This window comes from Arthrobacter globiformis (genome assembly GCF_046536215.2).
Taxonomy (GTDB): Bacteria; Actinomycetota; Actinomycetes; order Actinomycetales; family Micrococcaceae; genus Arthrobacter; species Arthrobacter globiformis_E.
The window spans coordinates 4171103-4184269 of sequence record NZ_CM143421.1 but is presented as its reverse complement, the minus strand read 5'-3'; the positions used below and the strand labels follow the sequence as shown (position 1 = coordinate 4184269).

Genomic DNA, 13167 nt, shown 5'->3' with positions numbered 1-13167 from the left:
GTGAACGTCGTCTTGGACCTCCCCCCGTATCCACCACCCGGAAGAGCGTCCTCGATGCATTTCACCTTAGGGAACGGGAACGGGGGCCCGCACCAGTAATCACTACCTGAATCCGGACCGCCTCCACTTGGTTTCGGAGCGAAAAACACACGCATCCGGGAGTGCCCGCGTTGGCGGCCGGACCGACTACCTGTTTTGCCGGAGCTTGGGAAAACCTTGGAGCCAAGCGCCGGCCCCCTCAAACGGGGGGTTTACTTGGGCTCCGGCTCTCAGGTAGACCCCGCATTTCATAACGTGCCGGCTACAGAGTGAACGTGTCACTGAAGCACAGGTAGCCGCTAACCGCAGCTTCAGATCGCCGGGTCCGGGAACGCATCCCCCAGCCTTGCGCCGGACCCGGCGAACGACTCCCAGCCCGCACGCCGAACCATGCGGCGGCCCCGCAGCAGATTCTTGGAACTTTCTTGGCACCCGGCTCCCACACTGGAATAAGGCAGGCGCAGGCCCTGCCGGCATGACGGAAGGGTTGGCCAGTGGGCACGCCGGAAACAGCAAAACGGATCACAGCGGAACGCACACGGCTGGCCAGGCTGCCGCAGCTGCGGCACTGGATCACGCAGCCGCTGGTGCTTGCCGTCCTGATTGTGGCCGCCGGGTGGACCATGCGCTCCACCCCCGCCTTCACTGCGGCCGACCTGTCGGTCGATGCCACCCTGAGCCATCACCACACGCCGCCGCGGACGGCGGTTGCGCTGCTCATCAACGTCGTATTCAGCCCCGTGGCCGGCGTGGTGATCATCGCCGGGATCTGCCTGTTCCTGCTCCTGGTCCGCCGGAGTCCGGTGAATGCGTTTGCCACGGGGGTGGTGGCGGCCGGCTCCTGGGTCAGCAGCGAACTCTTTAAACTGGTTGTCGCCCGGCACCGGCCCGACTCCGCGGCGCTCTTCGACCCCATCACCCCCGAACCCGGCACGGACAGCTTCCCCAGCGGACATACCGCCCTTGCCGTGGCCCTGGTCATCGCACTGTTCCTGCTCGCCCGGGGCACCCGCTGGCAATGGCCCGTCCTGGTGGCGGGGACGGCGGTAGCCGTCACTGTTGCCCTGTCCCGCGTCTATCTTGGCGTTCACTACCCCACTGACGTTACGGCGTCGTTCCTTACCTCCCTGACCGGAGCCTCCTTCTTCACGGGCCTGTGGAACAGGTACGGGCTGGCGGTGCTCGCCCGCCTGCCGTTCCTAGCCCGGCTGGGCCCCGTGCCTGCGCCGGCGTCCTGACCGGACCTGTCGGACACAGCACGTCGAGGGATTGGGACAGAATGGCAGTCATGGACGCGAACCGGAAGAAGCAGGTGCTCCTGGTGGAGGATGACCGGCAGCTCGGGCCCCTCATCGCCGAGCTCATCGGGGACGACTTCGACGTGACCCTGGCCCGGGACGGCCAGCAGGGGCTGCACCTCGGACTCACGCGCGAGTGGGATGCCCTGGTGGTGGACCGCGGGCTCCCCCTGCTGGACGGCGCAGCGCTGGTCACCGCGCTGCGGGCCAAGGGCGTGACCGCCCCGGTGCTGATCCTCACGGCCCTCGGCACCGTGCAGGACAAGGTGGACGGCCTGGACGCCGGCGCCAATGACTACCTGGTGAAGCCGTTCGACGCCGCCGAGCTGGCCGCCCGGCTCCGCGCCCTGACCCGCACCTTCCATACTCCGCTGCGGACCGTGCCGCTCGGGGACTGGACGTACGACGCCGATGCCCGGCTCCTGCTGTCGCCTTACGGCGACCGCGTATCGCTTTCCCCGCGGGAGGGGTCGCTGCTTGAGGTCCTGGCAGCCGAGCCGGAGCGGGTTTTCTCCCGGGCCGAGCTGCTCGGCAAGGTTTTCTCGGCGGCGGACCAGCCGGGCGCCGTCGACACCTACGTCCACTACCTGCGCCGGAAGGCGGGCCGGGACATCATCCGCACCGTGCACGGCACGGGCTACCAGCTGGGGGATCCGTCGTGACGGCGCCGGACGCCGACAGGCTGATCCTCCGGACCGCCGCCCGCAAGGTCAGCGCCCAGATTGCGCTCGTGTGCGCGGCGTGCGTCGCCGTCGTGATCCTGGCGCTGGTGCTGTTCGCGCTCTACCGTTCCCAGCCCGCCGAACTGGTGCAGCACCCTGCCGGAGCCGGCCGGATCTACATCGACGAAGCCGACGGCCTGCTGGCGCTGATCCTCGGCGGCGTGCTCGGTGTGATGCTGGCGGCAGCCGCCGGCCTGGTCAGCGCACGGCGTGCCGTGAAACCGCTCGGCGAGGCACTGGCGGCGCAGCGGCGTTTCGTCCAGGACGCCAGCCACGAACTGCGGACTCCGCTGGCAGTGCTCGACGCCCGGCTCCAGCTCGCGCAGCGCAAGGCCGGGCCGGACAGCCCGGCCGCCGGGACGCTGGACCGGCTCCGCCAGGACAGCGCCGGACTCGCGGAACTGGTGGACGACCTCCTGCTGATGTCTGCTCCACCGTCCGCCGAGCATCTGGAACCTTTGAACGTGGCCGCGCTGGTTGCTGCCGTGACGGACGATCTGCGGCTCCTGGCGGAGGAGGCACGCATCGGGCTGGACTGCACGGTTGCCGACGGGGCGGCGGGACCGCCGCACGTGCGGATTCCCGCGCACCTGCTGCGGCGGATGGTCACAGCGCTCGTGGAGAATGCCATGTCACACACCCCCGAGTCCGGCCGGATCGGCGTCACTGTTTCGGCCGCCGGACGGAACGTCCGGATCATGGTCCGGGACACCGGACCTGGAATCATCGGGATCGAGCCCGGCCGCGTCTTTGAGCGCTTCGCGCGCGGAAGGCCGGCCTGGCACAACCCGGCACGGACCAGCTACGGAATCGGACTGGCACTGGTGAAGGATGCCGCCCTGCGCCATGGCGGAGACGTGACGGTGGCCGAAACAGGGCCCGAGGGAACAGTCCTCAGCCTGGAACTGCCGGCTGCGTAGAAGACCCAGCCGGAACGACTCAACCAGGACGGCTCAACCAGGACGGCTCAACCAGGACGGAGGCGGTGGCGTGAGCGGATTCATCGACGGCATTCTGGGCGTCAGTCCCCTGCTCGCCTATACGCTGGTGGCCCTGCTGGTGTTCGCCGAGGACGCCCTGTTCATCGGGTTCGTCATACCCGGTGAAACAGCCGCGGTGCTCGGCGGCGTGGTGGCGAGCCGGGGCCAGGTGCAGCTGGGCCTCATGATGGGCCTGGTGGTCCTGGCCGCGGTCATCGGCGACACCTTCGGATACGAGGTGGGCAAACACGCTGGCCCGAAGCTGCTGGACAGCAGAGGATTGAAACGCCACCGAAGGAAGCTGGACAAGGCACAGGACTTCCTGCGCCGGCGCGGCGGCTCAGCGGTGTTCCTGGGCCGCTTCATCGCCTTCTTCCGTGCGGTGATGCCTGCCCTGGCCGGCATTTCCCGCATGCACTATCCCCGGTTCCTGGCCTTCAATGCGGCCGGCGGACTGGCGTGGGGCGTCGGGTTTGTGCTCCTCGGCTACCTCGCCGGCAACTCGTACGAGGCGGTGGCCAAAACCGTCGGACGGGACATCACGGCCGTCGTCGTGGTTGTTGCCCTTGTTGGCGCAGTGGTGTGGCGCGTCCGCGCGGCGCGGAGGAACCGTGACACCGCCTCTTGAAAGGCAAGTGAGCACTTGCATATGATGGCGGCATGAGCGATGAGGTGTTCCGTGCGATCGGAGACCCCACGCGCCGCATCATCCTCGATGAGCTCGCGGCCCGGGACGGCATGACGCTGTTCGAGCTGTGCACTCGGCTGCTCACAGGGCACGGCTCAACGCTCACGCGGCAGGCCGTGTCGCAGCATCTGGCAGTGCTTGAGTCGGCCGGACTGGTGCGGACGGAACGGGCCGGACGGACAAAGCTGCACCACCTCGACACCTCGCCGCTGCGGTCACTGCTGGACCGCTGGCTGATCCCAGGACAGGAGACACCATGAAACCGCGCATCCACGTCATGAGCGTATTCGTCGACGACCAGGCGAAAGCGCTGGACTTCTACACCCAGCACCTCGGCTTCGTCCTGAAGCACGATGTGCCGCTGGGCGAGTACCGCTGGCTGACGGTCGTCGGGCCGGACGATACGGACGGCGTCGAGCTGCTGCTGGAGCCGAACGCCCACCCGGCGGCGCAGGAGTACCAGCGCGCCCTTGCCGAGGACGGCATCCCTGTGGCGTCCTTCCGGGTGGACGACGTCGAGGACGCGCACCGCGAGCTGTCCGAGCGCGGCGTCGTGTTCGTCCAGCCGCCCGGGGTGCAGGGTGACCTAACGATCGCGGTGCTGGACGACACCTGCGGCAACCTCATCCAGCTCCTCGGCCCCGCCTGAGCCGCGCCGCGGCGCCGGCGGATCTGGCTGAGCCGGGAGCCGCCGCTCAGCGGGTAAAGCCCGGCGGGTAAAATGGGACCACCGTCGGTCTCATTTGGGGGAATTCTCTTGTCCATGACTCATGCCCGCGTGCCGGTAGGCCGGGCAGCTCAGCTCCAAGCGGATTTCTCGCCCAGAAGGACGGACAAACCCGGCAGCCGCAAGCGCTACGACATCCAGGGCCTTCGCGCCCTGGCGGTTGTCCTGGTTATTGCGGACCACCTGCTGGCTTATCCCACCGGCGGCTTCATCGGCGTCGATGTCTTCTTCGTGATCTCCGGTTTCGTGATCACTGCCAGCCTGCTCCGGGAGCATGGAAAAAACGGCAGGGTCTCCTTCGCGGACTTCTACCGGCGCCGGGCGCGGCGGATCCTGCCGCTGGCCTCGGTGGTCATCGTCCTGTCGATCGCCGCGTCATGGGCCGTGTTCTCCACCGCGCGCTTCGCGGACATTGCCCAGGACGGCCTGTGGGCGTTCCTGTCTGCGGCCAACTGGCACCTGGCCATTGTCGGTACTGACTACATGCAGGCCGGAGGGGCAGTGTCCCCGCTGCAGCACTACTGGTCGCTGGCCGTCGAGGAACAGTTCTACCTCGTCTGGCCATGGCTGATCGCGCTCATGCTCGGGTGGGGAGCCGCCAGGCGAGGCCTTTCGTCTCCCGGGGCCCGGCGTCGTTCACTGGGCCTGGCCATGCTTGCCGTGGTCGCAGCATCGTTTGCCTTCGCCATGTGGGAAAGCTCCGCTGCACCCACCGTCGCGTACTTCTCAACGTTTTCCCGTGCCTGGGAGCTCGGCTGCGGCGGCCTGTTAGCCGTCCTCGCCCCGGTTCTCCTGCGCATCCCGGACCGCATCCGGCCCGCCTTGGCCTACCTCGGCCTCGCAGGAATCGTCCTCGGCGCCTTCGCCATGACACCGGAATTGACCTTCCCCGGTCCGTGGGCAGCGGTGCCGGTCCTCTCAACCATGGCCGTCATCGCCGCAGGGACCGGAGGGGAACAGCGGCTGCTCGCTCCGCTGACAAACCGGGTCTCCCGCTACCTGGGCGACATCTCATATTCCCTGTACCTGTGGCACTTCCCCGTAATCATTCTGCTGGGAGCCCTCAGGCCATCGAACGGCCCCGTGGACCACACCGTTGCGTTGGCCCTCACTTTGGCGCTGTCAGCATGGTCCTATCACTTCATTGAAGAGCCGGTCAGGCACTCGCAATGGCTTGAACCCAAGGCAGCCAAGGCTGCCAAGGCGCCGCACAAGGCCCCGGCCCGGCTGGCCTTCGGAGTGCTCACTGCTCTGGCCCTGGTCGCCGCCATCGTCGTGAGCTTAACCCTGGCGAAGGCCCCGGGCACCGCACCGGCTGCTGGGCGCCCGGTCGTGGCACCGGGCGCTTCCTCCGCTGCTGTCGCAAACACGCCCTCAGGAAAGCTGAGCCAGGAGCTCACCCTTGCTCTCTCGGCGTCCCATTGGCCGGAGCTTACGCCGGCGATCGATACCCTGGGCAACGAAGCGAAGGCGCCTGAATGGGTCGAGGACGGATGCCTGGCCGACGAGCGGGGCGCCCTGGACGACCCGGCAGAAAATGCGGCCCGCTGCGTCTACGGAGACCCGGCGGCCAAGAAGACGGCAGTGGTCCTCGGCGACTCGGTGGCCATCAGCTACGTCCCAGGCGTACGCGCCGCCCTCGAACCGCAGGGATACAGGGTCCTTGTTTACACCATGCAGCAGTGCCCGGCCGCGGCGGTCGACGTGATCAAATCCTCCAAAGCGGCACACCCCAAGTGCGCCCCTTTCCGCACGTGGGCCCTTCAGCAGATAAAGGCCATGAAGCCTGACATGGTGATCGCTTCCAGCTCAACGGGAACGTTGGTACGCCTCTCCAGCGGAGCAACAGGCGATGCAGCGGCCGGCGAGTGGACCGACGCGTCCAAAAACCTGTACACGGAACTTTCCGCCTCGGCCAAACAGGTTTTCGTGCTTGACCCGCCTCCACGCGGCCGCAAGTTCGCTGAGTGCGCCACGAAGATCAGCACGCCCGCGGACTGCGCGTCAAAGGTGCAGCAGCTCTCACTGGACATGACGGCCGCCGGGCGATCGGCGCTTGCCCCTGCCGCGCAGCCGAACGTTCACTACGTGGATACCGTGGGATGGTTCTGCGTCGCCGGGAACTGCCCCGCTTTCGCCGGAACGTCGCCCATGCACGCAGACGGGGCGCACCTCACGGCTGCCTATTCAAAGTCACTTGCGCCCGTGCTGACCGAAGCGCTCGCCACCAAGTAAATACAGGTTCGGTCGTGGATGACACTGACCAACGTTTCCCTGAAACCACGACGGCGGCCCTTCCACACGGAAGGGCCGCCGTCGGTTTTTTGAAGGGGTGGGTCAGAATTGGACGACTTCGAACTCGAGGAGATCCGCCCCCGTTGCCACGGCTGAGCGGTCACCGCCGTGCGCTTCGCCGGCCTTGCCGGTCCGCCAGTTCTGGAAGTCCTCCTCGGTGGCCCAGGTGGTGACCACAAAGTAGCGGTCTTCGCCCTTGACGGGGCGGAGCAGCTGGAAGCCTTCGAATCCGGGCTGCCCGTCGACGGCGTGCGCGCGGCCGGCGAAACGCTGCTCGAGCTCGGGCCCCTTACCTTCGGGGACGTGGATTGCATTGATCTTTACAACGGACATGGCGTTCCTTTCATGGGTGGGGCTGGTCGGCAACGACGGTACCCCATTTCGCTGTGTCCGGCCCCAGTCAAAATCGTTCCTGCCCACCCGTGGCGAGTACAGCCGCAGCGATCTGCAAGGATAAGCCTCAGCAGTCACGGGGCCACCAGCCCCACATCACTTGGGGGAAACAAGAATGTCCACAGAAACCACCGCCGACACTGAAGCAGGACGCCTCCACCGGACCCGGCTGCGCCGGCGGGTCCACTGGACGTTTTGGCTGGTCACTTTCATCGTATGTTGGCCCTTACTCACCACGCTGATCACCTTCGGATCGGACATCGCGCTGATAGCCGGATTGCTCATGTCCGGAGAGGTCGCCTTCGGCCACCCTGGCTACGAGGAACTGCACAACCAGCTGGACGTTCGAGTGCTGGCAGCGGGAGGGATCCTGGCAATGCTCGGGATCTATCTGTTCGTATGGATCAGGTGGTACCGGAAGGCCCTGCCAAAGTCCAGTCGCTGAGCGGGGACGGCGCCGATGACCAGCGTGTCTTGCTGACCGCGGTGGGGCCACCCCCACTCTTCCAAGGTTTTCCCAAGCTGCTCCAGTGACACTGGGTTTGCCGGCTAATGCACCTGCCAGCGCTGAAGCCGGTATGGCACCGGGTCCGAGGAGTTCGCCCCGGACCCGATGCCTTCGTTTTGAGGGAAATCTCAGGCGACCGCGGTCCCGCCGGCACCGCACCCGGACCCCTCGGCGCAGCCCCGGGAATTAAGTCCGGAAATGATTATTGCCGCGATGGTCAGCGCCGCAACGACGGCACCGAACCAGCTGATCCAGGAGAGCGCGGTGCCAAGCGGGATCCAGGCGGTGAGCAGTCCGACGGCGATTGGCGGCGCACCCGTCGCCAGGTAGAAGAAGAGGTAGAGCGCCGCGTTCACTGCGCCGCGGTTCCCGTCGGTGGTCACCCTGTCGATCGAGGCAGTGGCGCCGGCGTACGCGAGGCCGTTCCCGAGGCCCGAGAGAACAGCGCACACCATGGTCGGCACCAGCGATCCGCCGCCGTCGTAAGCAAGCCCGACGAAACCGAAGGTGAGCGCACCCAGCCCGGCCAGCTGCATCTTCGCGGCCGACACACGCACGGCGAACAACTGCGTCAGCAGCGAGCACGTGAGCATCGCGGCCAGCACGCCTGCGCTGACTATCGGGCTGGTGACGCCGGCCGAACGCGCGAGGAGGGCTGGAATTACGGAGAGAAACAGAGTCATGGCAATCCAGGCGGCCGACCCTGACGCCGCGGCCAGGATGAATTTCGTGCGGATCTCGCGGGGCACCTGAGGCCTGACCGGGCGCCAGGCACGAAGCGGCATGGTGGGGAACGATTCGATGCGCGAGGCCCTGACCCACCCGACGGCCAGCAACACGATGAGGAGCACATACGGCGAGTACCGCGGGAATGGCGCATACTCGACGATGACGCCGGACGCCAGCGTACCGATCACGGACCCGCCAACGAAGGCCACGGTGGCAATGACAGAGGCCCACGCCCGCCGCTCCGGCGCGGTCCGCTCGACAATGAGCGCCAAGCCCGCTGCGGTGGCCGCAGCGATGGAGAGGCCCTGCGCCACACGGGCGATGAGCAGCCAGGCCGGGCCGGTCGCGAAGAGAAAGCACAAGGCGCCGACCGCGGAGAGGGCAATGCACATGAGGATCACGAACCTCTTGCCGAGCGCGTCCGACGCCGGACCGAACAGCAGCAGCGCCGGTGCACTGACGGTGGCGAAGGTCGCGTAGATCAACGTCATGACCAGGTCGCTGAAGCCGAAGAGCTGCTGATAGACCGGGTACATCGGACTCGGTATGTACGCACCGGCAGTGACCACCACCAGCAGCCCGATCGCCGTGGCGATGTCCCTGTCCAGCGGGAGGGACTTTGCGCGGGCTGCGATCTGAGTTGTCATGGCACCAGTCTTTGCGCACTCACCGTTGAGGACAAGCGAAGGTTTTTCCCCACTATTGTGTACGGTTATTTCATGATTGATCCGCGGCTACGGGTGCTGCAGCTCGTCGCCCAGCACGGCACCGTGACGGCCGCGGCAGAGGCGCTGAACTACACGCCCTCGGCGGTCTCGCACCAGCTGCGCCAACTCGCCGGCGACCTCGGGGTACCGCTGCTGGCTGCCGAGGGGCGGGGGATCCGGCTGACCGAGCAGGCCAAGGTGGTGCTGCGGCACGCCGAGATCCTCTTCGCCCAGGCGGAGCGGGCCTACGCCGACCTGGCGACCGACACCCACCGCGGCACCTTCACGCTGTGCGGGTTCTCGACCGCGGCGAACTACCTGCTGCCCCCGGCCGCCGCCGGGGTGCGCGACGCCTTTCCCGGCTTGGACGTCAGGGTGATCGAAGCCGAGCCGGCCCGCTGCACGAACCTGCTGCTGACGGGGGAAGCTGACCTTGCACTGCTCACGGCCACCGCCGACGTTCCTGCCCTGACCGACCACCGGTTCGACCAGCGCCGCCTGCTCGATGACCCGCTCGATTTGGTGGTTCCGAAGGACCACCCCCTGGCGCACCGGCCGCGCGTCACGCTCGCCGATGCCGCCGAAGAGTCATGGATTGTCGGCCGCCCGGACAGCCCCTACCACCCGCTGCTGGTCTCGGCCTGCCTGTCAGCGGGATTCTCGCCAAACATCGCCCACTACGCCGACGAATGGGACACCGGCCTGGCCTTGATCGCGTACGGCTTTGGAGTGTGCCTGATACCCAGGATGGCGCGCATCCACGGCGACTGGGAGGTGACCAGGGTGCCGCTGAGCGGCAGGACCCAGCCGTCCCGCCGCATCCTCAGCCTCACCCGGATGGGTGCCCGCAAGCAGCCAACCATCATGGCTGCACTGGAGCTGATCGAGGCGAGGGTCGCCTCGATGTTCGCACCCGAGTGGAAACCCTAACCACGCCAGCCGCGGCTAGCCGAGCTTGTTTCCGGGCCTCTTGCCCCGCTTCGTAAATACGAGGAGGAGAACGATGGGGATGAAAATCATCGTCAGGATGGTGCCGATTCCCCGCACGGTGACGCCGTCGCTCTCGTAGCCGAGCACGACGGCCTTTCCGGGCTCCTGCTCGCGGTACGCCACCGTCACCACCCCGCCCTCCGCCGGCTGCTGGCGGTGGTCCACGGTGGCCGAGGTCACGCGGGCCGTCCCGTCCGCCGACGTGTACCTCACCCTGATGTCCCGCTGCGACGCCCTCCTGGCGTCGTTGAAGTCAACGATGGTTCCGGTGGTGTGCACACCCGTCCGCGCAATCTCGTCATGCACGTCCGCCATCCGGGAACCGACACCAATCATCACCGGCCCCGCCAGGACCATGACAAGGACCAGCACCATCTGCACGGCGCGGCCCAGCCGTGTTACGGGCTTGCGGTTTTCAGCGGCATCCGGGGAACTCACGGCGTCCATTCTAGGATCCATCCCCGGCCACCGCCCGCCGGTACGTACTCGGCGTGAAACCGAGGTACTTCTGGAAGTCATTCGTCAGGTGGGCGTGGTCGGCGTATCCCAGCTCGGCAGCTATCGCTGCCAGATCCGCCGACGGATCCTGCCGGGTCCGCTCGGCAGCATCCTGAAGCCGTCGACGGCGGATCAGCGCGGCAGGGCTGAGGCCGATGTATTTCCTGGCCACCCGCTGCAGGGTCCGTTGCGAAACCGCCAATTCAGACGCCGCGTCCTCCACCCTGATTACCGATGCGTCCGAACCGATCACGTCCATCAGCCGGTTGGCCAGCAGCGCCTCCTCGGACACCTCAGGCTCCGCAAAACAAGCCAGCCACCCGGCAAAGGCATCCACTGCCCGCTCACGGCGGGTACCGCCGTCGTACGTGTTCATGGCCTCCGCGACGGAACGGTGGAGCCCGTCAGCGGCCACGGCCACCTCGGTGTCCTGCAGGCTCGACGGATCGTCGGTGAACAGCGGCACGGCCGCCGGGCGCAGCAGCGCACCGACCGCCCAGCCCCGTCCGGCCAGGTCCTGGTGGGCGGCCCGGGTGGTGGGGCCGGAGAAGACCACGCCATGAAGCTGCACCACGAGGTTGGACCCGGGGTACGCGATCAGGTGCTGGCGGGACGTGCGGCCGGGCTCGATGTCCCACTCGGGAATCCAGAACCACTGGACCAGGTCCGCCACGGACGCCGGCGCCGGAAGGCGGTGGAAAGTGGGAAGCCGGGCCGGGTACAGGATCCCCTTGAACGAACTCTCCATCGGTCCCCTCACACTGTCGCGAATCTCCAAGCGCCGCCGCTGGCGGGGCACGTAGCGTCATAGACATGACAGATACTACAAGCACCGAATCCACCACGGCCGCCCACGGAGAGCACACCACCCACGGGATTCCGAACGGCCTGACGAGCCTCACGCCGTTCCTCGCCGTGACCAGCGCACGGGAAGCCATCGCCTTCTACAAGGACGTGTTCGGCGCCCGCGTGGTCGGTTCCACAGAGATGCGCGGGGTGGTGGTCCACGCGGAACTCGACTTCGGCAACGGCCACCTCCAGCTCGGCGAACCCAACCCCGACTACCACCTGGTTCCGGCGCCGGAGGGTGAAAACGACTGCTACTCCCTGGGCCTCTACTGCGCGGACGCGGACGCCCTGGTGCAGCGTGCCGAACAGGCAGGCGCCACGCTCCGGGAGCCCCTGACCACGTTCGTCTCCGGCGACCGGTACGCCAGCATCAGGGACCCCTTCGGCGTCCGCTGGTCCATCATGACCCGCGTGGAAGACCTCTCCGAGGAGGAAAGCAACCGCCGGGTCGAGGAATGGGCGGCGCAGCAGGGCTGATCCCCGGAACTCTGCCCTGACGCGGGAGCCCCCCCATGCCTCATGATTATTCCAAGGACGGGGACTGACGATTGGATGGGCCGGCGATGGCCGCCGGCCCCCCAATCGTCCCGAAGCAGGACACGGCACCCCCCGCGAAGGGAGGCTCGCACCCCATGCGCCGCAAACGTGTTGTGGCTGGAGCGTCCGCGGTCCTCCTGGGCGCCGCCGGCCTCTGGGCCGTCGCCCTCGCTGCCGGCGGCGGGAGCCCCGCCGGGGAGGACCCGCAACCAACGACGACGGCCGCGGCGCCAACCCTGCCGGCACCCGCCGAGACCGCACCCCTCCCTTCACCCGCCGAGACCGCAGCCCGGGCGGGCGGCGTGAGGATCGCGGCCGTCGGTGACATGAACGGCCCGAACAACTGGGCATTGGACAGCCCCTCCGGCCGCAACGGCACGGTCATTTCCGCGCTGGTGCGCACCAACCAGATTGACGCATTCCTGGGGCTCGGGGATTTCCAGTACGACACCGCGTACTGCAATGACTACGTGAAGTACTGGACGCGGCTTTGGGGCGGCACGAAATCCAAGTTGTACTGGGTGTCCGCACCCAACCATGACTGGCAACCCGGACGGAACGAAGACCTCGACAACTTTATGAACGGCCAGTGCCCGGGTGCCCCCGCGAAGGCTGCGATCAACCAGCAGCGCGGGCTAATCGGGAACGGGACACCCTACTCGAAGGACTTCGGGAAGTGGCACATCGCGTTCCTGTCGTCCGCGCAATGGCGGTACAACCCGGCACAGGCCCAGGCCATAACGGCCTGGCTGGACAAGGACCTCGCCGCCGCCAGGGCGGCAGGCAAGCACCTGGCGGTGGCGCACCACGACCCCTACTTCACGTCGGACACCGGCGGACACAGCCGGTCCGCCGAGCTCAAACCGTGGATCGACGTGATGTGGAAGCACCGGGTGCGGTTCACCCTGTCCGGGTCACAGCACAACTACGAACGCTCATGTCCGGTGAACAACGCCGACCAGTGCGTGGGTGACGGGATCACAGCATTCCAGGTCTCCACCGGAGGCATGGGGCTCCGGTCGTTCACCAGCAGTCCGCCGTATATCGTGAAGCGGTTCAGCGACACGCACGGTTTCCTTCGGATGACCCTCCGGGACGACGGTTCGTTCGGCTGGACCTTCGTTCCAACGTCCGGGTCGAGCAGGGACGCAGGGACGCGGCCAGCACCGAAATAGGAACCTCCGCCAGGCCTGCCCTTAGGGGCAAG

General features: G+C 67.2%; 15 protein-coding genes. 11 read left to right on the top strand and 4 right to left on the bottom strand.

Annotation, left to right across the window (positions count from 1 at the left end):
• Nucleotides 1-533 precede the first annotated feature (533 nt).
• The 7 genes from R5O87_RS18980 to R5O87_RS18950 all read left to right on the top strand — a co-directional run bounded on the left by R5O87_RS18980 (nucleotide 534) and on the right by R5O87_RS18950 (nucleotide 6689).
• Entirely contained in the window at nucleotides 534-1277 is a 744-nt protein-coding gene (locus R5O87_RS18980; protein ID WP_410555873.1) for a phosphatase PAP2 family protein, read from the top strand.
• Nucleotides 1278-1327: 50 nt separating this feature from the next.
• Nucleotides 1328-1999, top strand: coding sequence for a response regulator transcription factor (locus R5O87_RS18975; RefSeq protein WP_410555875.1), 672 nt, complete (start codon nucleotides 1328-1330; stop codon nucleotides 1997-1999).
• The gene (locus tag R5O87_RS18970; protein WP_410555877.1) at nucleotides 1996-2979 is read left to right on the top strand and encodes a sensor histidine kinase; all 984 of its coding nucleotides are present in this window, start codon (nucleotides 1996-1998) and stop codon (nucleotides 2977-2979) included. The genes R5O87_RS18975 and R5O87_RS18970 overlap by 4 nt, the downstream gene beginning before the upstream one ends.
• 70 nt (nucleotides 2980-3049) lie before the next feature.
• Nucleotides 3050-3667 carry a DedA family protein gene (locus tag R5O87_RS18965; RefSeq protein WP_410555879.1) on the top strand — a complete coding sequence of 206 codons (618 nt, stop codon included), beginning with the start codon at nucleotides 3050-3052 and terminating at the stop codon, nucleotides 3665-3667.
• Between the two features lie 32 nt (nucleotides 3668-3699).
• On the top strand, nucleotides 3700-3987 hold the full coding sequence (locus tag R5O87_RS18960) for an ArsR/SmtB family transcription factor (protein WP_410555880.1): 288 nt from the start codon (nucleotides 3700-3702) through the stop codon (nucleotides 3985-3987).
• Entirely contained in the window at nucleotides 3984-4376 is a 393-nt protein-coding gene (locus tag R5O87_RS18955) for a VOC family protein (protein ID WP_410555882.1), read from the top strand. Before R5O87_RS18960 ends, R5O87_RS18955 begins: the two co-directional genes overlap by 4 nt.
• 114 nt (nucleotides 4377-4490) lie before the next feature.
• On the top strand, nucleotides 4491-6689 hold the full coding sequence (locus tag R5O87_RS18950; RefSeq protein ID WP_410555883.1) for an acyltransferase family protein: 2199 nt from the start codon (nucleotides 4491-4493) through the stop codon (nucleotides 6687-6689).
• 102 nt (nucleotides 6690-6791) lie between these two features.
• Here R5O87_RS18950 and R5O87_RS18945 read toward each other — a convergent pair whose 3' ends face one another.
• Nucleotides 6792-7082 carry an antibiotic biosynthesis monooxygenase family protein gene (locus R5O87_RS18945; protein WP_410555884.1) on the bottom strand — a complete coding sequence of 97 codons (291 nt, stop codon included), beginning with the start codon at nucleotides 7080-7082 and terminating at the stop codon, nucleotides 6792-6794.
• Nucleotides 7083-7257: 175 nt separating this feature from the next.
• Between R5O87_RS18945 and R5O87_RS18940 the strand changes: the two genes are divergently transcribed.
• Entirely contained in the window at nucleotides 7258-7587 is a 330-nt protein-coding gene (locus tag R5O87_RS18940) for a hypothetical protein (RefSeq protein ID WP_410555885.1), read from the top strand.
• Nucleotides 7588-7778: 191 nt separating this feature from the next.
• Here the strand turns inward: R5O87_RS18940 and R5O87_RS18935 are convergent, their stop codons facing one another.
• Nucleotides 7779-9026: an MFS transporter gene (locus R5O87_RS18935; protein ID WP_410555886.1), complete on the bottom strand. Its 1248-nt coding sequence runs from the start codon at nucleotides 9024-9026 to the stop codon at nucleotides 7779-7781.
• Between the two features lie 72 nt (nucleotides 9027-9098).
• Between R5O87_RS18935 and R5O87_RS18930 the strand changes: the two genes are divergently transcribed.
• Nucleotides 9099-10016 carry a LysR family transcriptional regulator gene (locus R5O87_RS18930; protein WP_410555887.1) on the top strand — a complete coding sequence of 306 codons (918 nt, stop codon included), beginning with the start codon at nucleotides 9099-9101 and terminating at the stop codon, nucleotides 10014-10016.
• 15 nt (nucleotides 10017-10031) lie between these two features.
• Here R5O87_RS18930 and R5O87_RS18925 read toward each other — a convergent pair whose 3' ends face one another.
• Entirely contained in the window at nucleotides 10032-10523 is a 492-nt protein-coding gene (locus tag R5O87_RS18925) for a DUF3592 domain-containing protein (protein ID WP_462836336.1), read from the bottom strand.
• 1 nt (nucleotide 10524) lies between these two features.
• Nucleotides 10525-11322, bottom strand: a complete 798-nt coding sequence (locus R5O87_RS18920) for an AraC family transcriptional regulator (RefSeq protein WP_410555889.1) — start codon at nucleotides 11320-11322, stop codon at nucleotides 10525-10527.
• 65 nt (nucleotides 11323-11387) lie between these two features.
• Between R5O87_RS18920 and R5O87_RS18915 the strand changes: the two genes are divergently transcribed.
• Both R5O87_RS18915 and R5O87_RS18910 read left to right on the top strand, forming a co-directional pair.
• Complete coding sequence (locus tag R5O87_RS18915; protein WP_410555890.1) at nucleotides 11388-11900, top strand: VOC family protein; 513 nt, start codon at nucleotides 11388-11390, stop codon at nucleotides 11898-11900.
• Between the two features lie 155 nt (nucleotides 11901-12055).
• On the top strand, nucleotides 12056-13135 hold the full coding sequence (locus R5O87_RS18910; RefSeq protein WP_410555891.1) for a metallophosphoesterase family protein: 1080 nt from the start codon (nucleotides 12056-12058) through the stop codon (nucleotides 13133-13135).
• Nucleotides 13136-13167 lie beyond the last annotated feature (32 nt).

Excerpts from the sequence above, each read along its gene's own strand:
- R5O87_RS18975 (WP_410555875.1), top strand. The coding sequence starts at position 1,328 with ATGGACGCGAACCGGAAGAAGCAGGTGCTCCTGGTGGAGGATGACCGG.
- R5O87_RS18960 (WP_410555880.1), top strand. The coding sequence starts at position 3,700 with ATGAGCGATGAGGTGTTCCGTGCGATCGGAGACCCCACGCGCCGCATC.
- R5O87_RS18955 (WP_410555882.1), top strand. The coding sequence starts at position 3,984 with ATGAAACCGCGCATCCACGTCATGAGCGTATTCGTCGACGACCAGGCG.
- R5O87_RS18950 (WP_410555883.1), top strand. The coding sequence starts at position 4,491 with ATGACTCATGCCCGCGTGCCGGTAGGCCGGGCAGCTCAGCTCCAAGCG.
- R5O87_RS18945 (WP_410555884.1), bottom strand. The coding sequence starts at position 7,082 with ATGTCCGTTGTAAAGATCAATGCAATCCACGTCCCCGAAGGTAAGGGG.
- R5O87_RS18940 (WP_410555885.1), top strand. The coding sequence starts at position 7,258 with ATGTCCACAGAAACCACCGCCGACACTGAAGCAGGACGCCTCCACCGG.
- R5O87_RS18935 (WP_410555886.1), bottom strand. The coding sequence starts at position 9,026 with ATGACAACTCAGATCGCAGCCCGCGCAAAGTCCCTCCCGCTGGACAGG.
- R5O87_RS18930 (WP_410555887.1), top strand. The coding sequence starts at position 9,099 with ATGATTGATCCGCGGCTACGGGTGCTGCAGCTCGTCGCCCAGCACGGC.
- R5O87_RS18925 (WP_462836336.1), bottom strand. The coding sequence starts at position 10,523 with ATGGACGCCGTGAGTTCCCCGGATGCCGCTGAAAACCGCAAGCCCGTA.
- R5O87_RS18920 (WP_410555889.1), bottom strand. The coding sequence starts at position 11,322 with ATGGAGAGTTCGTTCAAGGGGATCCTGTACCCGGCCCGGCTTCCCACT.
- R5O87_RS18915 (WP_410555890.1), top strand. The coding sequence starts at position 11,388 with ATGACAGATACTACAAGCACCGAATCCACCACGGCCGCCCACGGAGAG.
- R5O87_RS18910 (WP_410555891.1), top strand. The coding sequence starts at position 12,056 with ATGCGCCGCAAACGTGTTGTGGCTGGAGCGTCCGCGGTCCTCCTGGGC.